This window comes from Campylobacter armoricus, from assembly GCF_013372105.1.
Taxonomy (GTDB): domain Bacteria; phylum Campylobacterota; class Campylobacteria; order Campylobacterales; family Campylobacteraceae; genus Campylobacter_D; species Campylobacter_D armoricus.
The window spans coordinates 743,951-760,457 of sequence record NZ_CP053825.1 but is presented as its reverse complement, the minus strand read 5'-3'; the positions used below and the strand labels follow the sequence as shown (position 1 = coordinate 760,457).

The following is a 16,507-nucleotide window of genomic DNA, read 5'->3' as shown; positions in this document are numbered from 1 at the left end:
TTATTTAAGAGAATATTAGTCTAAAATAAGCAAGTTAAAACTTGCTTATTTTTTTGTTATAACTATATCATTTTCATTTGCATCTATGATTAATTCATCATTTGCACTTAACTTATCTTCTAAAATCATTTCACTAAGTTTATCTTCTACCATATCATATAATGCTCTTTTTAATGGTCTAGCACCAAAATCAACATCAAAACCAACTTTTGCTATTAATTTTGCTGCTTTATCACTTAAACTTGCTTTAATATCTTTGTTTTCAAGATTATTTTGTAAAGTTTTAAACAATAATTTTACAATCTTTTCTGCTTCTTGTTCTCCTAATGGATTAAAAGTTATAATATCATCTAATCGATTTAAAAATTCAGGTTTAAAAAAGCTTCTAAGTGCTTCTTTAATTGCCTTTTCTCTTTCTTCGCCTTTTAATTCCATAATAAAATTTGCACCAATATTTGATGTTAAAATAATAATAGTATTGGTAAAATCAACCGTAATACCCTTACTATCAGTGGCCCTACCATCATCTAAAATTCCCAAAAGGACATTAAATACATCCTTATGTGCTTTTTCAACTTCATCAAACAAAATAACACTATAAGGTTTTCTTCTAACAGCCTCTGTTAATTCACCACCTTCTTCATGGCCAACATATCCTGGAGGTGCTCCTAAAAGTCTTGAAACGCTATGTTTTTCCATAAATTCACTCATGTCAAATCGTATCATAGCTTTTTCATCATCAAATAAGAACTTAGCCAAAGCTTTAGCACTTTCTGTTTTTCCAACTCCTGTCGGTCCTAAAAATAAAAAACTTCCTATAGGCTTGCCTGCTTGATTAAGTCCTGCTTTATTGCGTTTTATAGCTTTAGCTAAAGCACTTAAAGCTTCATCTTGACCGACTACGCTTTCTTGCAAATGCTCTTGTATATGTAAAAATTTTTGTTTTTCAGAAGTTAGCATTTTTTGTACGCTAATTCCTGTCCATTTACTTAAAATTCCAGCTACTAAATCCTCATCAACTTGATGTTTGAGTAAAACTCCATCTTGAGTCATTTTTTTCCATTTATCTTCTAAATTTAAAACTTCTTTTTCGCATTCTGGTATTTTGCCATATTCTATTTCAGCTGCTTTTTGAAAATCACCTTTATTTTTAGCAAATACCGCTTCATTTTTTAAAATATCTATTTCTTTTTTCTTAGCACTTATTCCATTAAAAACAGATTTTTCATTTTCGAAACGAGAATTTAACCTTGCTTGTTCTTCTTTTAAATTTGCAAGTTCCTTTTTGATTTCTTCTAGTCTTTTTTCATTGGTATCATTTTCTTCCATTTTCAAAGCTTCATTTTCTACTTCTAAACTTTCAATTTGTTTTTTTACTTTTCTTAATGAATTTGGCTCACTTTCTATTTGCATTTTAAGTTCAGCGGCTGCTTCATCTATTAAGTCTATTGCTTTATCAGGTAAAAATCTATTTGCTATATAACGCTTAGATAATTTTGCAGCTGCCACCAAAGCACTATCATTTATACTAACATTATGATGAATTTCAAGTTTTTCTTTTATACCTCTAAGCATTGCCAAAGCTTCATTTACACTAGGTTCAGCTACATTTACAGGTTGAAATCTTCTTTGCAATGCTGCATCTTTTTCAAAATATTTTCTATATTCTTTTAGAGTAGTAGCACCTATAGTATGAAGCTCTCCTCTTGCTAGAGCAGGTTTTAAAATATTTGCTGCATCCATACTTCCTTCACTTGCACCAGCTCCTACAATAGTATGAATTTCATCAATAAATAAAATTATATTTTTATGTTTTATAACCTCATTTACAACAGCTTTTAATCTATCTTCAAATTCACCTCTATATTTTGCCCCAGCTATTAAAGCACTCATATCTAAAGCTATTACTTTTTTATTTTGTAAAGAAGTTGGAACATCTTTTTTTACTATTCTTTGAGCTAATGCTTCTACAACAGCAGTTTTTCCAACCCCAGGTTCACCTAATAGTATAGGATTATTTTTTGTTTTTCTTATTAAAATTTGCATTAATCTTTGTATTTCTTCTTCTCTACCAATAACAGGATCAAGTTCACCATTACTTGCTTTTAATGTTAAATCTATACCAAATTTTGATAAAGAATCTAAAGTTTCATCACTAGTTTTATTTTCTATTTTAGATCCAGCTCTAATTGATTTTAACTCCTTTATAAAATCATTTATATTCAAAAACTTAGATAAAATATTTTTTATAGGACTATTTTCACTTTCTGAAATCAGCCACATATCTACTGCTAAATAATTATCTTTATTTTCTATAGCAAGACCCTTAGCTTTTTCTAAAGAATTTATAAATTCATTTGAAAATTTTATATTTTCTTTATTTACATTTGAACTTGTAGGAAGAGTTGATATATTGCTTTTGATTTCTAATTCAAAAGCTTCTTTAGAAACATTTAATTTATTAAAAACTTGATTCAATAAACTTGAGCCATCAACACTTAATGCCCACAATAAATGCAATGATTTAACCTCATTATTTTTAGAATGTATAGCCAAAGATACTGCACTTTCTATGTTAGAAAGCATAGAATCTGTTAAAAAATCTTGTATATTCGCCATTTCCAACTCCTTAATATTATCTTTATATGTAGTATATTATATAACTTTAGTCTATTATTGTCAAGTTTTTTTAGTTATATTTATAAATATTTTTTTATAATATAACGCTAATAATATAAAAATATTTCATTTATTTACAATTTTTTAAGCAAAAATCAATAAAATTAGATATTTATTTTTATAACATTATATTTATTATTTGGAGTTTTTCTTGAAAACAAAAAAAAATCTTCTAATTGTAGCAAGTCTTTGTAGTTTATTAGCAGCATCTTTTATTTTTACAAATTTACAAGCTAAAAATCAACCCCAAAGTGAAGCAGAGAAAAAAATTGAAGCTTTATCAAAACTTACTAGGACAATGTCTATTATAGAACAATACTATGTAGATGATATAAATTATACAGATTTAGTCGATAAATCCATAGCAGGATTACTAACAAATTTAGATGCACACTCTTCTTTTTTAGATGAAAAAGGTTTTAAAGAACTAAAAGAACAAACCAATGGGGAATTTGGCGGGCTTGGTTTTACCATCACTCAAAAAGATGGAGCAATTAGTGTAGTAGCACCTATTGAAGGTAGTCCAGCAGATAAAGCAGGAATAAAAACTGATGATATTATTTTAAGAATTAATAATGAATCAACTTTAGGAATGACCTTAAATGAAGCAGTTTCCAAAATGCGCGGAGAACCTAAAACAAAAGTAAGCCTAACAATCTATAGAAAAGGTGATTCTAAGCCTTTTGATATCAATTTAAAAAGAGATATTATAAAAGTAGATAGTGTTTATACTAAATTAATCGAAAATGAAAATTTGCTCTATCTAAGGGTGACTAATTTTGATAAAAATGTTGTTGATGAAGCAAGTAAAGCTATAAGAAATAATTCCAAGGTAAAAGGTATTATATTAGATTTAAGAACAAATCCAGGCGGGGTGTTAAATCAAGCAGTTGGCTTAGTGAATCTTTTTGTTGATGAAGGTGTTATTGTTTCTCAAAAAGGAAAAATTGAAAACGAAAATGTAGAATTTAAGGCAAATCCTAGCAAAAAAATTACTAATGCACCTTTAGTAGTACTTGTAAATGGTGGAAGTGCGAGTGCAAGTGAAATAGTAAGCGGGGCTTTACAAGATTTTAAACGAGCTATTATCATAGGTGAAAAAACTTTTGGCAAAGGTAGTGTACAACTTATATTACCTATGGATGATAAGGGTAAGGAAGGTTTAAGACTTACCATAGCTAAGTATTATTTACCAAGCGGTAGAACTATACAAGCAGTTGGAGTCAAGCCTGATATAGAAGTTTTTCCGGGCAAGGTAAGCAAAGAAGAAAACCATGGATTTGAGATTAAAGAGGCTGATCTTAAAAAACATCTACAAGCTGAACTTGATAAAATAGGACATCAAGATAATAAAAAAGAAAATAAAGATAGTAAAAACATCATAACAAAAGAACAAATCAACAATGACATACAACTTAAAACAGCAATAGATACAATTAAAATTCTAAATATCACAAAAGGAGAGTAAAAATGGCAACAAAACTAGATCTTTTATATGAAGGAAAAGGTAAAAAAATGTTTAAAACTGATGATGAAAATTTACTCATCACAGAATTTAAAGATGACTTAACAGCTTTCAATGCGGAAAAAAGAGGGAATGAAGCGGGAAAAGGTGCATTAAATTGTAAAATAAGTACTGAAATTTTTCATCTTTTAGAAAAAAAAGGTATAAAAACTCATTTAGTTGAGACTATTGGAGAAAAAGAACAATTGGTAAAAAAATGCGAAATCATCCCTATTGAAGTTATTACAAGAAATGTAGCAACGGGTTCTTTAACCAAAAGATTAGGTATCAAAGAAGGGACAGTTTTACCTTTTGCTGTAGTTGAGTTTTGTTATAAGAACGATGCATTAGGTGATCCTATTATCAACGATGAACATTGTTTGATATTAAATTTAGTTAAAAGTGAAAAAGATTTAGAATTAATCAAAAACACAGCAAGACATATTAATTCTATTTTAGTTAATTTTTTTGAATCAAAAGGATTGAGGCTTATTGACTTTAAACTAGAATTTGGAATTGATAAAGAAGGAAATATGGTTTTAGCAGATGAAATTAGCCCTGATAGTTGTAGATTTTGGGATAGCAAAACTAATGAAAAATTAGACAAAGATCGATTTAGACAAGATTTAGGTAATGTTAAAATGGCTTATGAAGAAGTTTTAAAAAGAATTTTAAGCTAGGATTTTGAATGAAAGTGGTTGTAAATATTTCTTTAAAAAATGGAGTTTTAGATCCTCAAGGTAAAGCCATAGAAAAGGCTTTACATTCTTTAGATTTTAACAATGTTTCTAATGTAAAAACATCAAAGCAAATTAGTTTTGATATAGCTTGTGATTGTAAAGATGAGGCTTTAAAACAAGTAGATTTAATGTGTAAAGAGTTGTTGGCTAATACCGTTATAGAAGATTATGAGATATTATTATGAAAGTAGCTATTATTCGTTTCCCTGGAACAAATTGTGAATTTGATACAGCTTATGCTTTTAAAAAATTAGGAATAGAAACGGAAATAATATGGCACGAAAAACAAGATTTTAGTGCAGATTTGATTGTTTTACCTGGTGGTTTTTCTTATGGAGATTATTTAAGATGTGCTGCTATTGCAAAACTTGCTCCTGCTATGAAAACACTTAAAGAACATGTAAAAAAAGGCGGGTATGTTTTAGGTATATGCAATGGATTTCAGATTCTTTTAGAGCTTGGACTTTTAAAAGGAGCTATGAAACATAATAATAGTCTTAGTTTTATCTCAAAAATGCAAAAATTACAAGTCATATCAAATAACAACTCTTTTTTAAAAAATTTTCAAAAGAATGATATTATAGAACTTCCTATAGCCCATGGAGAAGGGAATTATTTTATCAACGAAGATGGCATTAAAATGCTTGAAGATAAAGATATGATATTGTTAAAATACATTAACAATCCAAATGGCTCTTTAAACGATATAGCTGGAATTTGTGATGAAAATAAAAAAGTTTTTGGACTTATGCCCCATCCTGAAAGAATGTGTGATGATATATTAGGTTCAAGTGTAGGACTTAAAATGTTTGAAGGATTTATGCATTGTTAAAAACTTTTAAGTTTTTTTTTATTTTTATAATTTGTTTGAATTTATACGCACAAGAAAATAGTGTATTTGAAGATTATAATACTTTAGAAAAAAACTATCATTCTTTAGATGAACAAGAAAAACAAATTTATAATACTATTGCACCTAGTGATGAAAGTTATTTTGATCAAAAAATTATAGAGGATAACTTTTCTCAAAATTCTTTGGTTTTAAACGCAAAAAACTATGTCGATGAAGTTTATATAGATGAAATATTTTCAATTGATTTAGAAGTTATTACCACAACAAATATAAGTTTGGATTTAAACATTAGTTTTGATAAAAGCGAAGATATGCTTTGGATTAATCCTAATCCACTATGGGAACAAAAGGCTAATTCTTACTATACAAAATTATGGTTTGAAGCAAAAAGTCTTAATGCAAATTTGAATAAAATAATTGTTTCTTTAAGCAGAAATGATCATATTGTTCAAAATTCATCTTTAATTATCAAGCCTATTAAATTAAAAAAAATAAATGCATCATCTAATAAATATTCTCATATAGTTGCAAATAATTTAGAAGTTAAGCAAGTTAAAGCTAGTAATTTTGATAATGAAAATATGATAATTTTTATTGAACTTTTAGGAGAAAATACCAATTTAGCAGGCTTTAATTTAAAAGACATTCAAAAACAAGGCGTAGAAGCTATAAAGGGAGAATTTGATAAACAAAGTGGATTTTATTATGCTATTTTAGATAAAAGTAAAACCCGTTTTGATTTTTCTTATTTTAATCTTAACTCTAAAGAATTAAAAGATTTTTCATTAAAAATAGAATTAAAAGAAGATAGTATTAGCACACAAAGCGATTTAAATCCCAAAACAAATGATTTGAATTTTTATAAACAAATATTTTTCTGGATATTATGTGGAATACTTGCTATATGGTTTATATTCAAAAAAAGCTATATTGCATTAGGACTAGCTATTTTAACACTAATAGCAAGTTTTTTAACACAAAATAATATTTATAAAGCAATATTAAAAGCAGATAGTAATATTCAAATTTTACCAACTCAAAATTCAACTCATTTTAGTTCTGGTAATTATCAACAAGAAGTTGAAGTTATAGGTTCTAGAGATAATTATAAAAAAATTTTATTTATTAATGGAAAAATAGGCTGGGTTAAAAGTGAAAATTTATCAAAATTTTAAAGCTTTGATTTTTTGGATAGAATTTATTATTTCTATTATATTTTTATGTATTTTTTTTCTACTAACCCAATCTCAAGATAAAATATGGAAAATTAGAAAGAAATGGGCTAAATTACAAAAATATGTTATAAATTACAAAATTCAAACTCAAGGCTCTATACACCCGCAAACAAATTTATTCTTAATTAATCATCAAAGCTTATTAGATATAGTGGTTTTAGAAGATTTATGTCCAAAAAATATTTCTTGGATAGCCAAAAAAGAATTAGGAGAAATTCCTATTTTTAAAACACTGATTAAAAAACCTAAAATTATTTGCATAGATAGAAGTCCCAAAGGCCTAGTAAAACTTTTAAAAGAGGCTAAAGATAGATTAAAAGAAGGTAGGATTTTAGCTATTTTCCCTGAAGGAACAAGATCAAAAACACAAAAATTACTAAAATTTAAAGTCGGTGCTAAAATTTTATCTGAAAAATTAAATCTAAAAGTTCAACCTGTAGTAATTATTGATTCGGCTAAAATTTTAGATACACAAAATTTTAGTGCAAAAAGTGGGATTTTAAAAGTAATCTTTTTAGAACCTATAGATACAAGCAAAGAAGATTGGTTTGAACAAAGCAGAAAAAACATGCAAGCAGTGCTAGATAAAGAAAGGGCACAAGTATGATTGGAACTATTTTAGCTGTAGGTTTTGGTGGCTTTTTAGGAGCGATTGCTAGAATGATCACAAGTAGTTTTTTTAGTAAAATTATTCCACATAATTATCCCTATGGAACTTTATTTGTAAATATTATAGGTTCGTTTTTAATAGGTTTATTTTTTTCTTATGCGAACTCTAAAGGTGTGCATATTTTGACCAAAAGTTTAGTTAGCACTGGTTTTTTAGGTGCTTTTACAACATTTTCAACTTTTTCTTATGAAAATTTGCTATTTTTACAAAGTGGTAATTATTTTCAATTTTTATTAAATATATTCTTAAATGTAGCTCTTTGCCTTTTGGCGGTATGGCTAGGATTTTTAATTTTAAAATAAAGGAGAAAAAATGCAATTTCAAACTGAAGTTAATCAACTTTTACAATTAATGATTCATTCTTTGTATTCTAACAAAGAAATATTTTTAAGAGAACTTATTTCTAATGCAAGTGATGCACTTGATAAACTTAGTTATTTAAGTGTTAGTAATGATGCTTATAAAAGTTTAAAATTTGAACCAAAAATTCAAATTAATTTCAATCAAGAAGCAAAAACTTTAACCATAAGTGATAATGGTATAGGTATGAATAAAGAAGATTTAATCAATCATCTTGGAACCATAGCAAAAAGTGGCACAAAAAGTTTTTTAGAAAATTTAAGTGGAGATGCGAAAAAAGATTCTCAGCTTATAGGACAATTTGGTGTAGGTTTTTACTCTGCATTTATGGTTGCTTCTAAAATAGAAGTATTAAGTAAAAAAGCACTAGATGATAAAGCTTATCTTTGGACTTCTGATGCAAATGGATATGAGATAGAAGATGCTAAAAAAGATGAACAAGGAACTTGTATTACTCTGCACTTAAAAGACGAAGAATTTTTAAATTCATATCGCATAGAAAGTATAGTTGAAAAATATTCAAACCATATACAATTTCCTATTTTTATGGAAAAAGAAGAGTACTTACCTTTAGAAGAAGGTGAAAAAGAACCTAAAAAAGAATTAAAAAATACCCAAATAAACACCGCAAGTGCTTTGTGGAGACAAAACAAAGCTAGTTTAAAAGCTGATGATTATGAAAAATTTTATGAGCAAAATTTTCACGATTCAAACAAACCCATGCTTTACATACACACAAAAGCAGAAGGTTCTATAGAATATAATTCATTATTTTTCATACCTGCTCAAGCTCCATTTGATTTGTATAGAGTAGATTATAAAAGTGGTTTAAAACTTTATGTAAAACGCGTGTTTATTAGTGATGATGACAAAGAATTATTGCCAACATATTTAAGATTTGTGCGTGGTATTATCGATGTAGAAGATCTTCCGCTTAATGTTAGCCGTGAAATCTTACAAGAAAACAAAATTTTAAAAAGCGTTCAAGAAGCAAGTGTTAAAAAAATCCTAGCTGAACTTAAAAAATTTAAAGAAAAAGATAAAGAAAATTATCTTAAATTTCATGAAAATTTTGGAAAAGTTTTAAAAGAAGGTTTGTATGGATTTGGTGAAAATAAAGATACTATTGCTAAACTTTTATACTTTAAAAACTCCGATAAAGAAGAACTAATTGATCTTGAAGAATACAAACAAAATTTAGCAGAAGGTCAAAAAGAAATTTTTTATATTAGTGGTAAAAATGAAAAACTTCTAAGGAATTCGCCACTTCTTGAAAGCTATAAACAAAAAAATATCAATGTTTTATTGCTTGATGAGGAAATTGATACTATAGTTATGCCTATGATGAATGAATTTGAAGGCTTGAAATTTAGCGCTATTAATCATTTAACTAGTGAGGAAATTAGTGAAGAACAAAAGGCTGAATTTGCACCTTTACTTATCAAGATAAAAGAAGTTTTAAAAGATGAAGTAGAAGAAGTAAAACTTAGCCAAAGACTTTCAAATAGTCCAAGTTGCATTGTTTATGATCAAAACAAACCTGACTTTGCTATGCAACAAATTCTTAAACAAATGGGACAAGAACAACAAGTCAAACCTATACTTGAAATCAATCCTAATCATGAAATTTTAAAAGCACTAAAAGAAAATGATACTTTAACTAATGAAATGGCACATATATTATTGAATATGGCTAAACTTAGCGAAGGTATGGGTATAGATAATCCAAGTGAGTTTAACAATGCATTAAATAAAATAATCTCTAAGGCTTTAAAAAAATGAAAAACATAGCTATTTCTAAAGATATTTTAGAAAATTATTGCATTATAGATGTAAGAACCCCTAGTGAATGGAAAAATGGGGTTATTGATAATGCTTATTTAATTGCACTTTGTGACGATAATGGTTATATGAATGAAAATTTCATAAATGAGTTTAAAACTAAAATAGATTTTAAAAGCCAAAACATAGCTTTTGTATGTGCTACAGGCTCAAGAAGCAAACATACTGCTATGATGATAGAAGATGCACTAGGTATAGAATGTGTTAATCTTGATGGAGGTATGGTAGCGCTTTTATCACAAGGTTATGAAGTCATAAAAAAGGAAAGTTGATTATGAAAAAAATATTTTTATCTTTAGCACTTTGTGCTAGTTTTGTTTTAGCAGAAGTTAAAAATATCGATATTAATGCGGATGTTTTGGAAAATTATCAAGTAATTGATGTTAGAAAACCTAGCGAATGGTCACAAACTGGCACAATAAAAAACGCCATTAAAATTAGCTTTTATAACGAAGATGGCAGTGTGAATGAAAATTTCGTTGAAGAAGTTAAAAAGATTTCAAGTGACAAACCTATCGCTATAGTTTGTAGAAGCGGTGCTAGAAGTGCTAAAGCTTCTGCTTTACTAGATCAAAATGGTATAGAAGTTACTAATTTAAAAGGCGGTATGAACGCACTTTTATCACAAGGCTATAAAACCTCAAAGTAAGTAAGTCTAACTGGACTTACTTTTTCTTTGGTCTAAACACAGAAATTATTTCTTCATTATTTTCTATATAAGCTCCATCTATTAAATCCACACAATAAGGAATTGCAGGAAATATAGGCTCTAAACACTCTTTTATAGCTTTTGGATTTCCTGGTAAATTTACTATCAAAGACTTTCCTTTTATACCTGCACTTTGTCTTGAAAGTATGGCCGTTGGAACATATTCTAAGCTTTTAGCACGCATTAGCTCTCCAAAACCTGGAAGCATTTTATCACACACTGCTTGGGTAGCTTCTGGTGTAACATCACGCAATGCAGGACCTGTGCCACCTGTAGTAAAAATCAAATCACACTTTACTTCATCTGTTAAATATATTAATTTTTCTATAATTAAATCATACTCATCAGGAATTAATTCATAATAAAATTTTTTTTCATTTTTTATATAAGAATCTAAAATCTTTTCTATTTCTACCCCTGATTTATCTTCATAAATCCCACTACTTGCTCTATCTGAAAGCACTAAAATTCCTATTTTTATCATTTTAACTCCATTATTACTTTTTCTACATCTTGCCTTTCTATCTTTTCATTTTCTAAAAGAATACTAGCAAGTTTTGTAATCTTATCTTTCATCATCTCTAAAAATTCTTTTACTTCTTGCTTTTGATCTTGCAACAAACCTTCATTTAGCATTCCAAAATTTTCCATAAAAGCTAGTATTTCCTTAACTTTTAAAAGATCACTTTGTGCGTTAGTATAACTTTCATTAAAAATAAGCTCCATAGCTATTGAACCAGCTAAAAACACTTTTATTTTATTTAAAAGCTCAGATCTTGATTTGATAGTGTTTTCGTATTCTTTAAATCTATCTTCTATTAAGGTGATTTTTTCAAATTTAATATCAAAATAAAAAGCACACAAAGCCTTTGCCGCTTGATAAGTAGATTGAATTTTTCTTTCATTGTCATTAAGCGAAAAAATCTTTTTCTTACCTAATAAGACTTTATTTAAAACCGCAAAAAAATCACTTTCTTCTATAAAATCAGATTTTCTTCTTATAGCATTAATCGCTGCTTCATTAACCAAAGTTTCCAAAGCAGCCCCACTAAAACCTACACTAACTTTTGCTATTTTCTCTAAATTAACATTAGAATTTTTTTCTTTCATATAGTTTTGTAAAATATACATTCTATCTTTAAAATCCGGCAAAGATATAAAAATTCTTCTATCAAAACGACCTGATCTTAATAAAGCATTATCCATAAGATCAATTTTATTAGTAGCAGCCATTACTATAACACCACTATTATCTTCAAATCCATCCATTTGTGTTAAAAGTTGATTGAGAGTGTTATCTCTTTCTACATTGGAAAAATCCCCCCTACTTTTACCAACTGCATCTATTTCATCTATAAAAATTATACTGGGTGCTTGTGATTTAGCTTTTAAAAAAAGCTCCCTTACTCTTTTTGCCCCCATTCCTACATAAATTTCGACAAAACTTGCTCCACTTTGATAAAAAAATGGCACACCTGCTTCACCTGCTACAGCTTTAGCTATCAGAGTTTTACCTACACCAGGAGGACCTACAAGCAAAACACCTTTTGGCATTTTAACACCAAAGTTTTTGTATTTTTGTGGATTTTTTAAAAAATCCACAATCTCTAAAAGCTCTACTTTAGCTTCATCTACTCCAGCAACATCTTTAAATTTTACATCACTTACAACAGCTTGTATGGTATTTTTATGTTCATTTTTTTCTAAAATATTTTTTTCTAAAGAAAGTAAATTTTGCCTGTCTTTGTTTCTTTTATTTAAAAAAAGTAAAAAACTGACAAGAAAAGTAAGTAAAATCAGTATTAGGGCAATTTCGCCTAAATTATAATCTTTTGTGTATTCTAAAGGAATTTTTTGCCATAAAGCATTTAAATCCACTACATCTTTAGTAATTAAAAAATTTCCTTCCTTGCTTTTAAGCAATACTTCATTATCATCTACTATTGCTTTTTGAATTAAATCATTTTCCAAAAGCTCATCATACACACCTTTGCTAATGTATTCAGGTTGATTTTTAACTATACCTATAATCAATAAAACACAAAGCAATAAAAATGAAGCTAAAATAATCTTTTTATTTTTCATCATCTAACCTTGTAAAATTATATTCTTCTAAACAATCATAATCTTTTATATTTATCCATTGTTTTGCGATATCTTCTTTGCTAGCAATTTTGATTTTATTAAAAAATTGATCATAGCCTTCATAAAAACCATCTTTTTTACTCTCAACTAAAATTTCTAAAGTATCTTTTTGATTTTTTCTAAATTTATAATTATTTTTTGCAACAATTTCTTTTAATATATTTAATCTTTCTTTAGCAATATCTCCGTTTATACGCTCTTTCATGGAAGCAGAGTGAGTATTATCACGCGGAGAGAAGATAAAAGCGTGAATATGTGTTAAATTAAAGTGTTTAAAATTTTCTAAGGCTTCTTGCCATATTATCTCACTTTCTCCAGGATGAGCTACTATAAAATCAGTCCCCAAAGCAAAACCTTTTTGGCTTAATTCATTAAACAAAGCTAAATCATTTTGAGTATGCGATCTTCTACGCATAATGCGTAACATTTTTTCATGGGTATGTTGCAAAGCAATATGCAAGTGCTTTTCCAACCAAGTTTCATTTAAAATTTCTTTAAAACTTTCATCAATTTGAGCAGGTTCTAAGCTCCCAAGCCTTACCCTTTTAATGCTACTAATTTTACCTATTTCTTGGAGTAATTTTCCAAGGGTAGTTTTATCTTTTAAACCATAGCTTCCTATATTTGTCCCTGTTAATACGACTTCGCTATAGCCATTTTGTGCTAAAAGTTTGATTTGCTTGATGATTTCTTCACTTGGCACACTTCTTGATTTACCTCTAACACTAGGGATTATACAATAGCTGCAAGCAAAATCACAACCTTCTTGAATTTTCACAAAAGCTTTAGTGTGGTTTTCATAATTACTTACTATTTTTGTATCAATAAATTTCAAATCCCCTATTTCATAAAATGCTTTATCTTGAGAAATTAAATCATTAATCTTATTTTTGTTTGAAGCGCCTAATACTCCAAAAATCTCATTTTTATCAAAAAAATCTCTACCCTTGCTTATAGCACCACAACCTGTAAGTATAACTTTAACACCACTTTTTTTCACACTATTAATATAAGCTCTAAGACCACTATCAGCACCATTTGTAACCGTGCATGAATTTATCACTATCACATCAGCATCTTGTTCATTTTGTGTAATTTCATGATCTTTGATATATGTTTTTAACAATTGCGTATCATAGATATTTGTTCTACAACCAAAAGTTTTAAAATATACCTTTTTTTTCAAACATTTTCCTTATTTTCTATAAATTCATGCTTTGCCATATAAAGATTTTGTGATGGATAAGCTATTTTTATATCATCATGTTTATTAAATTCATTAATAATTTCTTTACTAATATTACTTCTTAAAATCAAAGCCGCATAAGAATTTGTCATATACCACGCAGAAATTCTCATACCATAGCCCTCTAAAAAAATAAAAAATCTTGGTTCTACTTTAGGATTTCTAATACTATATTCATTTCTTAATTTATTCATAGATTCTTTAGCTATTCTAGTATAACCCTTAGAAGCTTTTATAACGATTTCTTCTACAATTTCTAAAGCTTTTTGATGATTTGAATCAAAAGTTAAAGTAATATCAAGTCCATCCCAAATGGTTTTTACACCATGATGAGTATAATTTGATATAAGATTTGTAAATATAAAATTATTTGGAATAAAAATAATCCTACCTGCTCTTCGATTATCAGTATAAGTTAGCAACGAAATATCCTCATAAAGCGTAATTCTCAAAAAAGAAATATCTATAATATCTCCAATATAATGTGTATTATTTTGAAAAACTTTCACTCTATCACCCACTCTAAAACTACCACCAAAAACTATCACACACCAACCAAGCATAGACATAAACATATCTTTCATTGCAATAGCCAAACCAGCAGAAGCAAAACCAAGCACGGTAACCAAATAGCTAATATTTTCTATATATCCAAAAAGCAAAATTAAAATAATCACATTAATATTAATAAAATTGATAATTTTATTCGCTGTATAAAAACGATCATTATCACCTATATATTTTCTTGCTATAAATTTGAGTAAAAATGCTATGGCTATCACTATAAAAATAGCCAAAACTATATTAAAAGCTCTTACACCTTGAATTTTAATAGAAGCGGTGGTTATGTCTATTTCTTCTTGAATTTTCTTTTCATAAACAGAATAAGAAATTTCGCCAAAACGCAAAGTCTGTGTAAAATCTTTAACCATTTGATTAGAAATTCTTAAATGATTGTTATGTTCTTTGCTTGGATCTAGTTTAGTTATCTCGGTAATTAAAATATTTTCTTTTTCAAGTTCTTGTAAAGTTTGTTTAAAGCTATTTAATAAATTTATATAATCTTCTTTGTCGCGTTTTAATTTTTTTATATGAGAATAAGCAGAAACTATAGCTAAAGGATTAGTAATTTTTTCCATTTTTTCTACTTCTTCAGGAGCTAATATCATTTTAGTAAAATTAGTAGTTTTATACTCACTTAAAAGTTCTAATCTTTCTTTTAAAATCAAAATTTGCTTTTCTATGATATTTTTATTACGCTCATTAGCCTTTAAACTTTCTTTTTCTAAAGATATAATTTCATCTAATGTTTTTTTATAAATATTAAAATTATTATACTTAACCACCCAAGTATTATAAGATAAACTATTATGCAATTCATCTAATTTTTGATCTAAACGCTTTATATCTTCTTGTGCTAATAAAAAAAATGGTAAAAATAAAATTAAAAGTATTTTTTTCATACAAAAGCCTTTAAAGTCTGCATAATATCTTCTTTAGAAATATCATTTTTAATACACGCTTTACCCAAACCACAAGGTAAAATAAAATTTATTTTTTGATGGTGTGTTTTTTTATCTAAAAAAAATGCTTCATAAAACTCATTTGTATTAGAAATTTTATAAGAAGTTGGTAGTTTAAATTTTTTAAGCAAATTAAGAATTCTTTTACACCTAACTTCGTCTAATAATCCCAATCTTACGGCTAAAGTATTTGCCATATTTATACCTATGGCTACAGCTTCACCATGCAAATATATCTTATACTGAGTGAGATTTTCTATCACATGGGCAAAAGTATGTCCGTAATTTAATAACATTCTTACACCACTTTCTTTTTCATCTTGTGAAACTATATTAGCTTTAAGCTCTATACTTTTTTGGATAATTTTTGCAAAAATTTCATCATCTAAATTAGCATTTAGAAATTTGTTCTCATCTAAATTTTCTAAAAATGAAAAAATTTTCTCATCAAAAATCACAGCCATTTTGATAAATTCAGCCATACCAGCAGCTAATTCTCTTGAAGGTAAAGTTTTTAAAAACTCGCTCTCACAATACACTGCTTTTGGTTGATAAAAACTACCTATTAAATTTTTTCCAAATTTATTATTAACTCCAGTTTTTCCACCTACACTTGCATCAACACAAGCTAGTAAAGTTGTTGGTATATTTATAAAATCTATCCCTCTTTGATATATACTTGCCACAAAACCACCCATATCAGATACCACTCCACCGCCAAAGCTTATAAGCATACTTTTTCTATCTAGCTTATAAGCAAACATTTGATCTAGGATATATTCTATAGTTTTTAAATTTTTATACTCTTCACCATCTTTTATTTTTATGATAAAAAGTTCTTTGGCTTGAATTTTTTCTAAAAGTGTATTTAGATGAAGGTTTGCTATTAATTCATTAGTCAAAATCACTACTTTAGTATCAAAATTCAACTCTTCTAGTTCATTTATATAGACATTATAACTTGTATTTTTATCTAAATTTACCTTAACTTGCATAATCTT

Annotated in this window: 16 protein-coding genes; 10 read left to right on the top strand and 6 right to left on the bottom strand. The window is 27.6% G+C overall.

Annotated features, from left to right (window positions below):
- Nucleotides 1-45: 45 nt before the first annotated feature.
- Nucleotides 46-2,619: an ATP-dependent Clp protease ATP-binding subunit gene (locus CARM_RS03940; protein WP_139425198.1), complete on the bottom strand. Its 2,574-nt coding sequence runs from the start codon at nt 2,617-2,619 to the stop codon at nt 46-48.
- A gap of 199 nt (nt 2,620-2,818) precedes the next feature.
- On the opposite strand from CARM_RS03940, the gene CARM_RS03935 reads away from it, so the two are divergent.
- From CARM_RS03935 to CARM_RS03890, 10 genes are read left to right on the top strand one after another with little or no spacing between them, the layout of a single operon-like run.
- On the top strand, nt 2,819-4,147 hold the full coding sequence (locus tag CARM_RS03935; RefSeq protein WP_412842187.1) for a S41 family peptidase: 1,329 nt from the start codon (nt 2,819-2,821) through the stop codon (nt 4,145-4,147).
- Between the two features lie 2 nt (nt 4,148-4,149).
- Nucleotides 4,150-4,863, top strand: a complete 714-nt coding sequence (gene purC, locus CARM_RS03930; RefSeq protein WP_139425194.1) for a phosphoribosylaminoimidazolesuccinocarboxamide synthase — start codon at nt 4,150-4,152, stop codon at nt 4,861-4,863.
- Nucleotides 4,864-4,871: 8 nt separating this feature from the next.
- Nucleotides 4,872-5,108 (top strand): phosphoribosylformylglycinamidine synthase subunit PurS, encoded by a 237-nt coding sequence (gene purS, locus CARM_RS03925; protein ID WP_139425192.1) that lies wholly within the window; start codon nt 4,872-4,874, stop codon nt 5,106-5,108.
- A complete protein-coding gene (gene purQ, locus CARM_RS03920; RefSeq protein WP_139425190.1) occupies nt 5,105-5,755 on the top strand; it encodes a phosphoribosylformylglycinamidine synthase subunit PurQ in 651 nt (216 codons plus the stop codon). The genes purS and purQ overlap by 4 nt, the downstream gene beginning before the upstream one ends.
- Nucleotides 5,749-6,951, top strand: coding sequence for an SH3 domain-containing protein (locus CARM_RS03915; RefSeq protein ID WP_139425188.1), 1,203 nt, complete (start codon nt 5,749-5,751; stop codon nt 6,949-6,951). Before purQ ends, CARM_RS03915 begins: the two co-directional genes overlap by 7 nt.
- Nucleotides 6,929-7,618, top strand: coding sequence for a lysophospholipid acyltransferase family protein (locus tag CARM_RS03910; RefSeq protein ID WP_139425186.1), 690 nt, complete (start codon nt 6,929-6,931; stop codon nt 7,616-7,618). The genes CARM_RS03915 and CARM_RS03910 overlap by 23 nt, the downstream gene beginning before the upstream one ends.
- A complete protein-coding gene (gene crcB, locus CARM_RS03905; RefSeq protein WP_139425184.1) occupies nt 7,615-7,983 on the top strand; it encodes a fluoride efflux transporter CrcB in 369 nt (122 codons plus the stop codon). Before CARM_RS03910 ends, crcB begins: the two co-directional genes overlap by 4 nt.
- Before the next feature lie 10 nt (nt 7,984-7,993).
- A complete protein-coding gene (gene htpG / locus CARM_RS03900; protein ID WP_139425182.1) occupies nt 7,994-9,823 on the top strand; it encodes a molecular chaperone HtpG in 1,830 nt (609 codons plus the stop codon).
- On the top strand, nt 9,820-10,155 hold the full coding sequence (locus CARM_RS03895) for a rhodanese-like domain-containing protein (RefSeq protein WP_139425180.1): 336 nt from the start codon (nt 9,820-9,822) through the stop codon (nt 10,153-10,155). The genes htpG and CARM_RS03895 overlap by 4 nt, the downstream gene beginning before the upstream one ends.
- A 2-nt stretch (nt 10,156-10,157) precedes the next feature.
- Nucleotides 10,158-10,532, top strand: coding sequence for a rhodanese-like domain-containing protein (locus CARM_RS03890; protein WP_139425178.1), 375 nt, complete (start codon nt 10,158-10,160; stop codon nt 10,530-10,532).
- A gap of 16 nt (nt 10,533-10,548) precedes the next feature.
- On the opposite strand, the gene mog is transcribed toward CARM_RS03890, so the two are convergent.
- Genes mog through aroB form a run of 5 tightly spaced genes read right to left on the bottom strand, consistent with a single transcriptional unit; the run spans nt 10,549 to nt 16,501 of the window.
- The gene (mog, locus tag CARM_RS03885) at nt 10,549-11,076 is read right to left on the bottom strand and encodes a molybdopterin adenylyltransferase (protein WP_139425176.1); all 528 of its coding nucleotides are present in this window, start codon (nt 11,074-11,076) and stop codon (nt 10,549-10,551) included.
- Nucleotides 11,073-12,677 (bottom strand): AAA family ATPase, encoded by a 1,605-nt coding sequence (locus tag CARM_RS03880; protein ID WP_139425175.1) that lies wholly within the window; start codon nt 12,675-12,677, stop codon nt 11,073-11,075. The genes mog and CARM_RS03880 overlap by 4 nt, the downstream gene beginning before the upstream one ends.
- Nucleotides 12,667-13,923, bottom strand: coding sequence for a tRNA (N(6)-L-threonylcarbamoyladenosine(37)-C(2))-methylthiotransferase MtaB (gene mtaB / locus CARM_RS03875; protein WP_139425173.1), 1,257 nt, complete (start codon nt 13,921-13,923; stop codon nt 12,667-12,669). The genes CARM_RS03880 and mtaB overlap by 11 nt, the downstream gene beginning before the upstream one ends.
- A complete protein-coding gene (locus CARM_RS03870; protein WP_139425172.1) occupies nt 13,920-15,446 on the bottom strand; it encodes a mechanosensitive ion channel family protein in 1,527 nt (508 codons plus the stop codon). The genes mtaB and CARM_RS03870 overlap by 4 nt, the downstream gene beginning before the upstream one ends.
- Nucleotides 15,443-16,501 (bottom strand): 3-dehydroquinate synthase, encoded by a 1,059-nt coding sequence (gene aroB, locus CARM_RS03865; RefSeq protein WP_139425170.1) that lies wholly within the window; start codon nt 16,499-16,501, stop codon nt 15,443-15,445. The genes CARM_RS03870 and aroB overlap by 4 nt, the downstream gene beginning before the upstream one ends.
- Between the last annotated feature and the right edge of the window lie 6 nt (nt 16,502-16,507).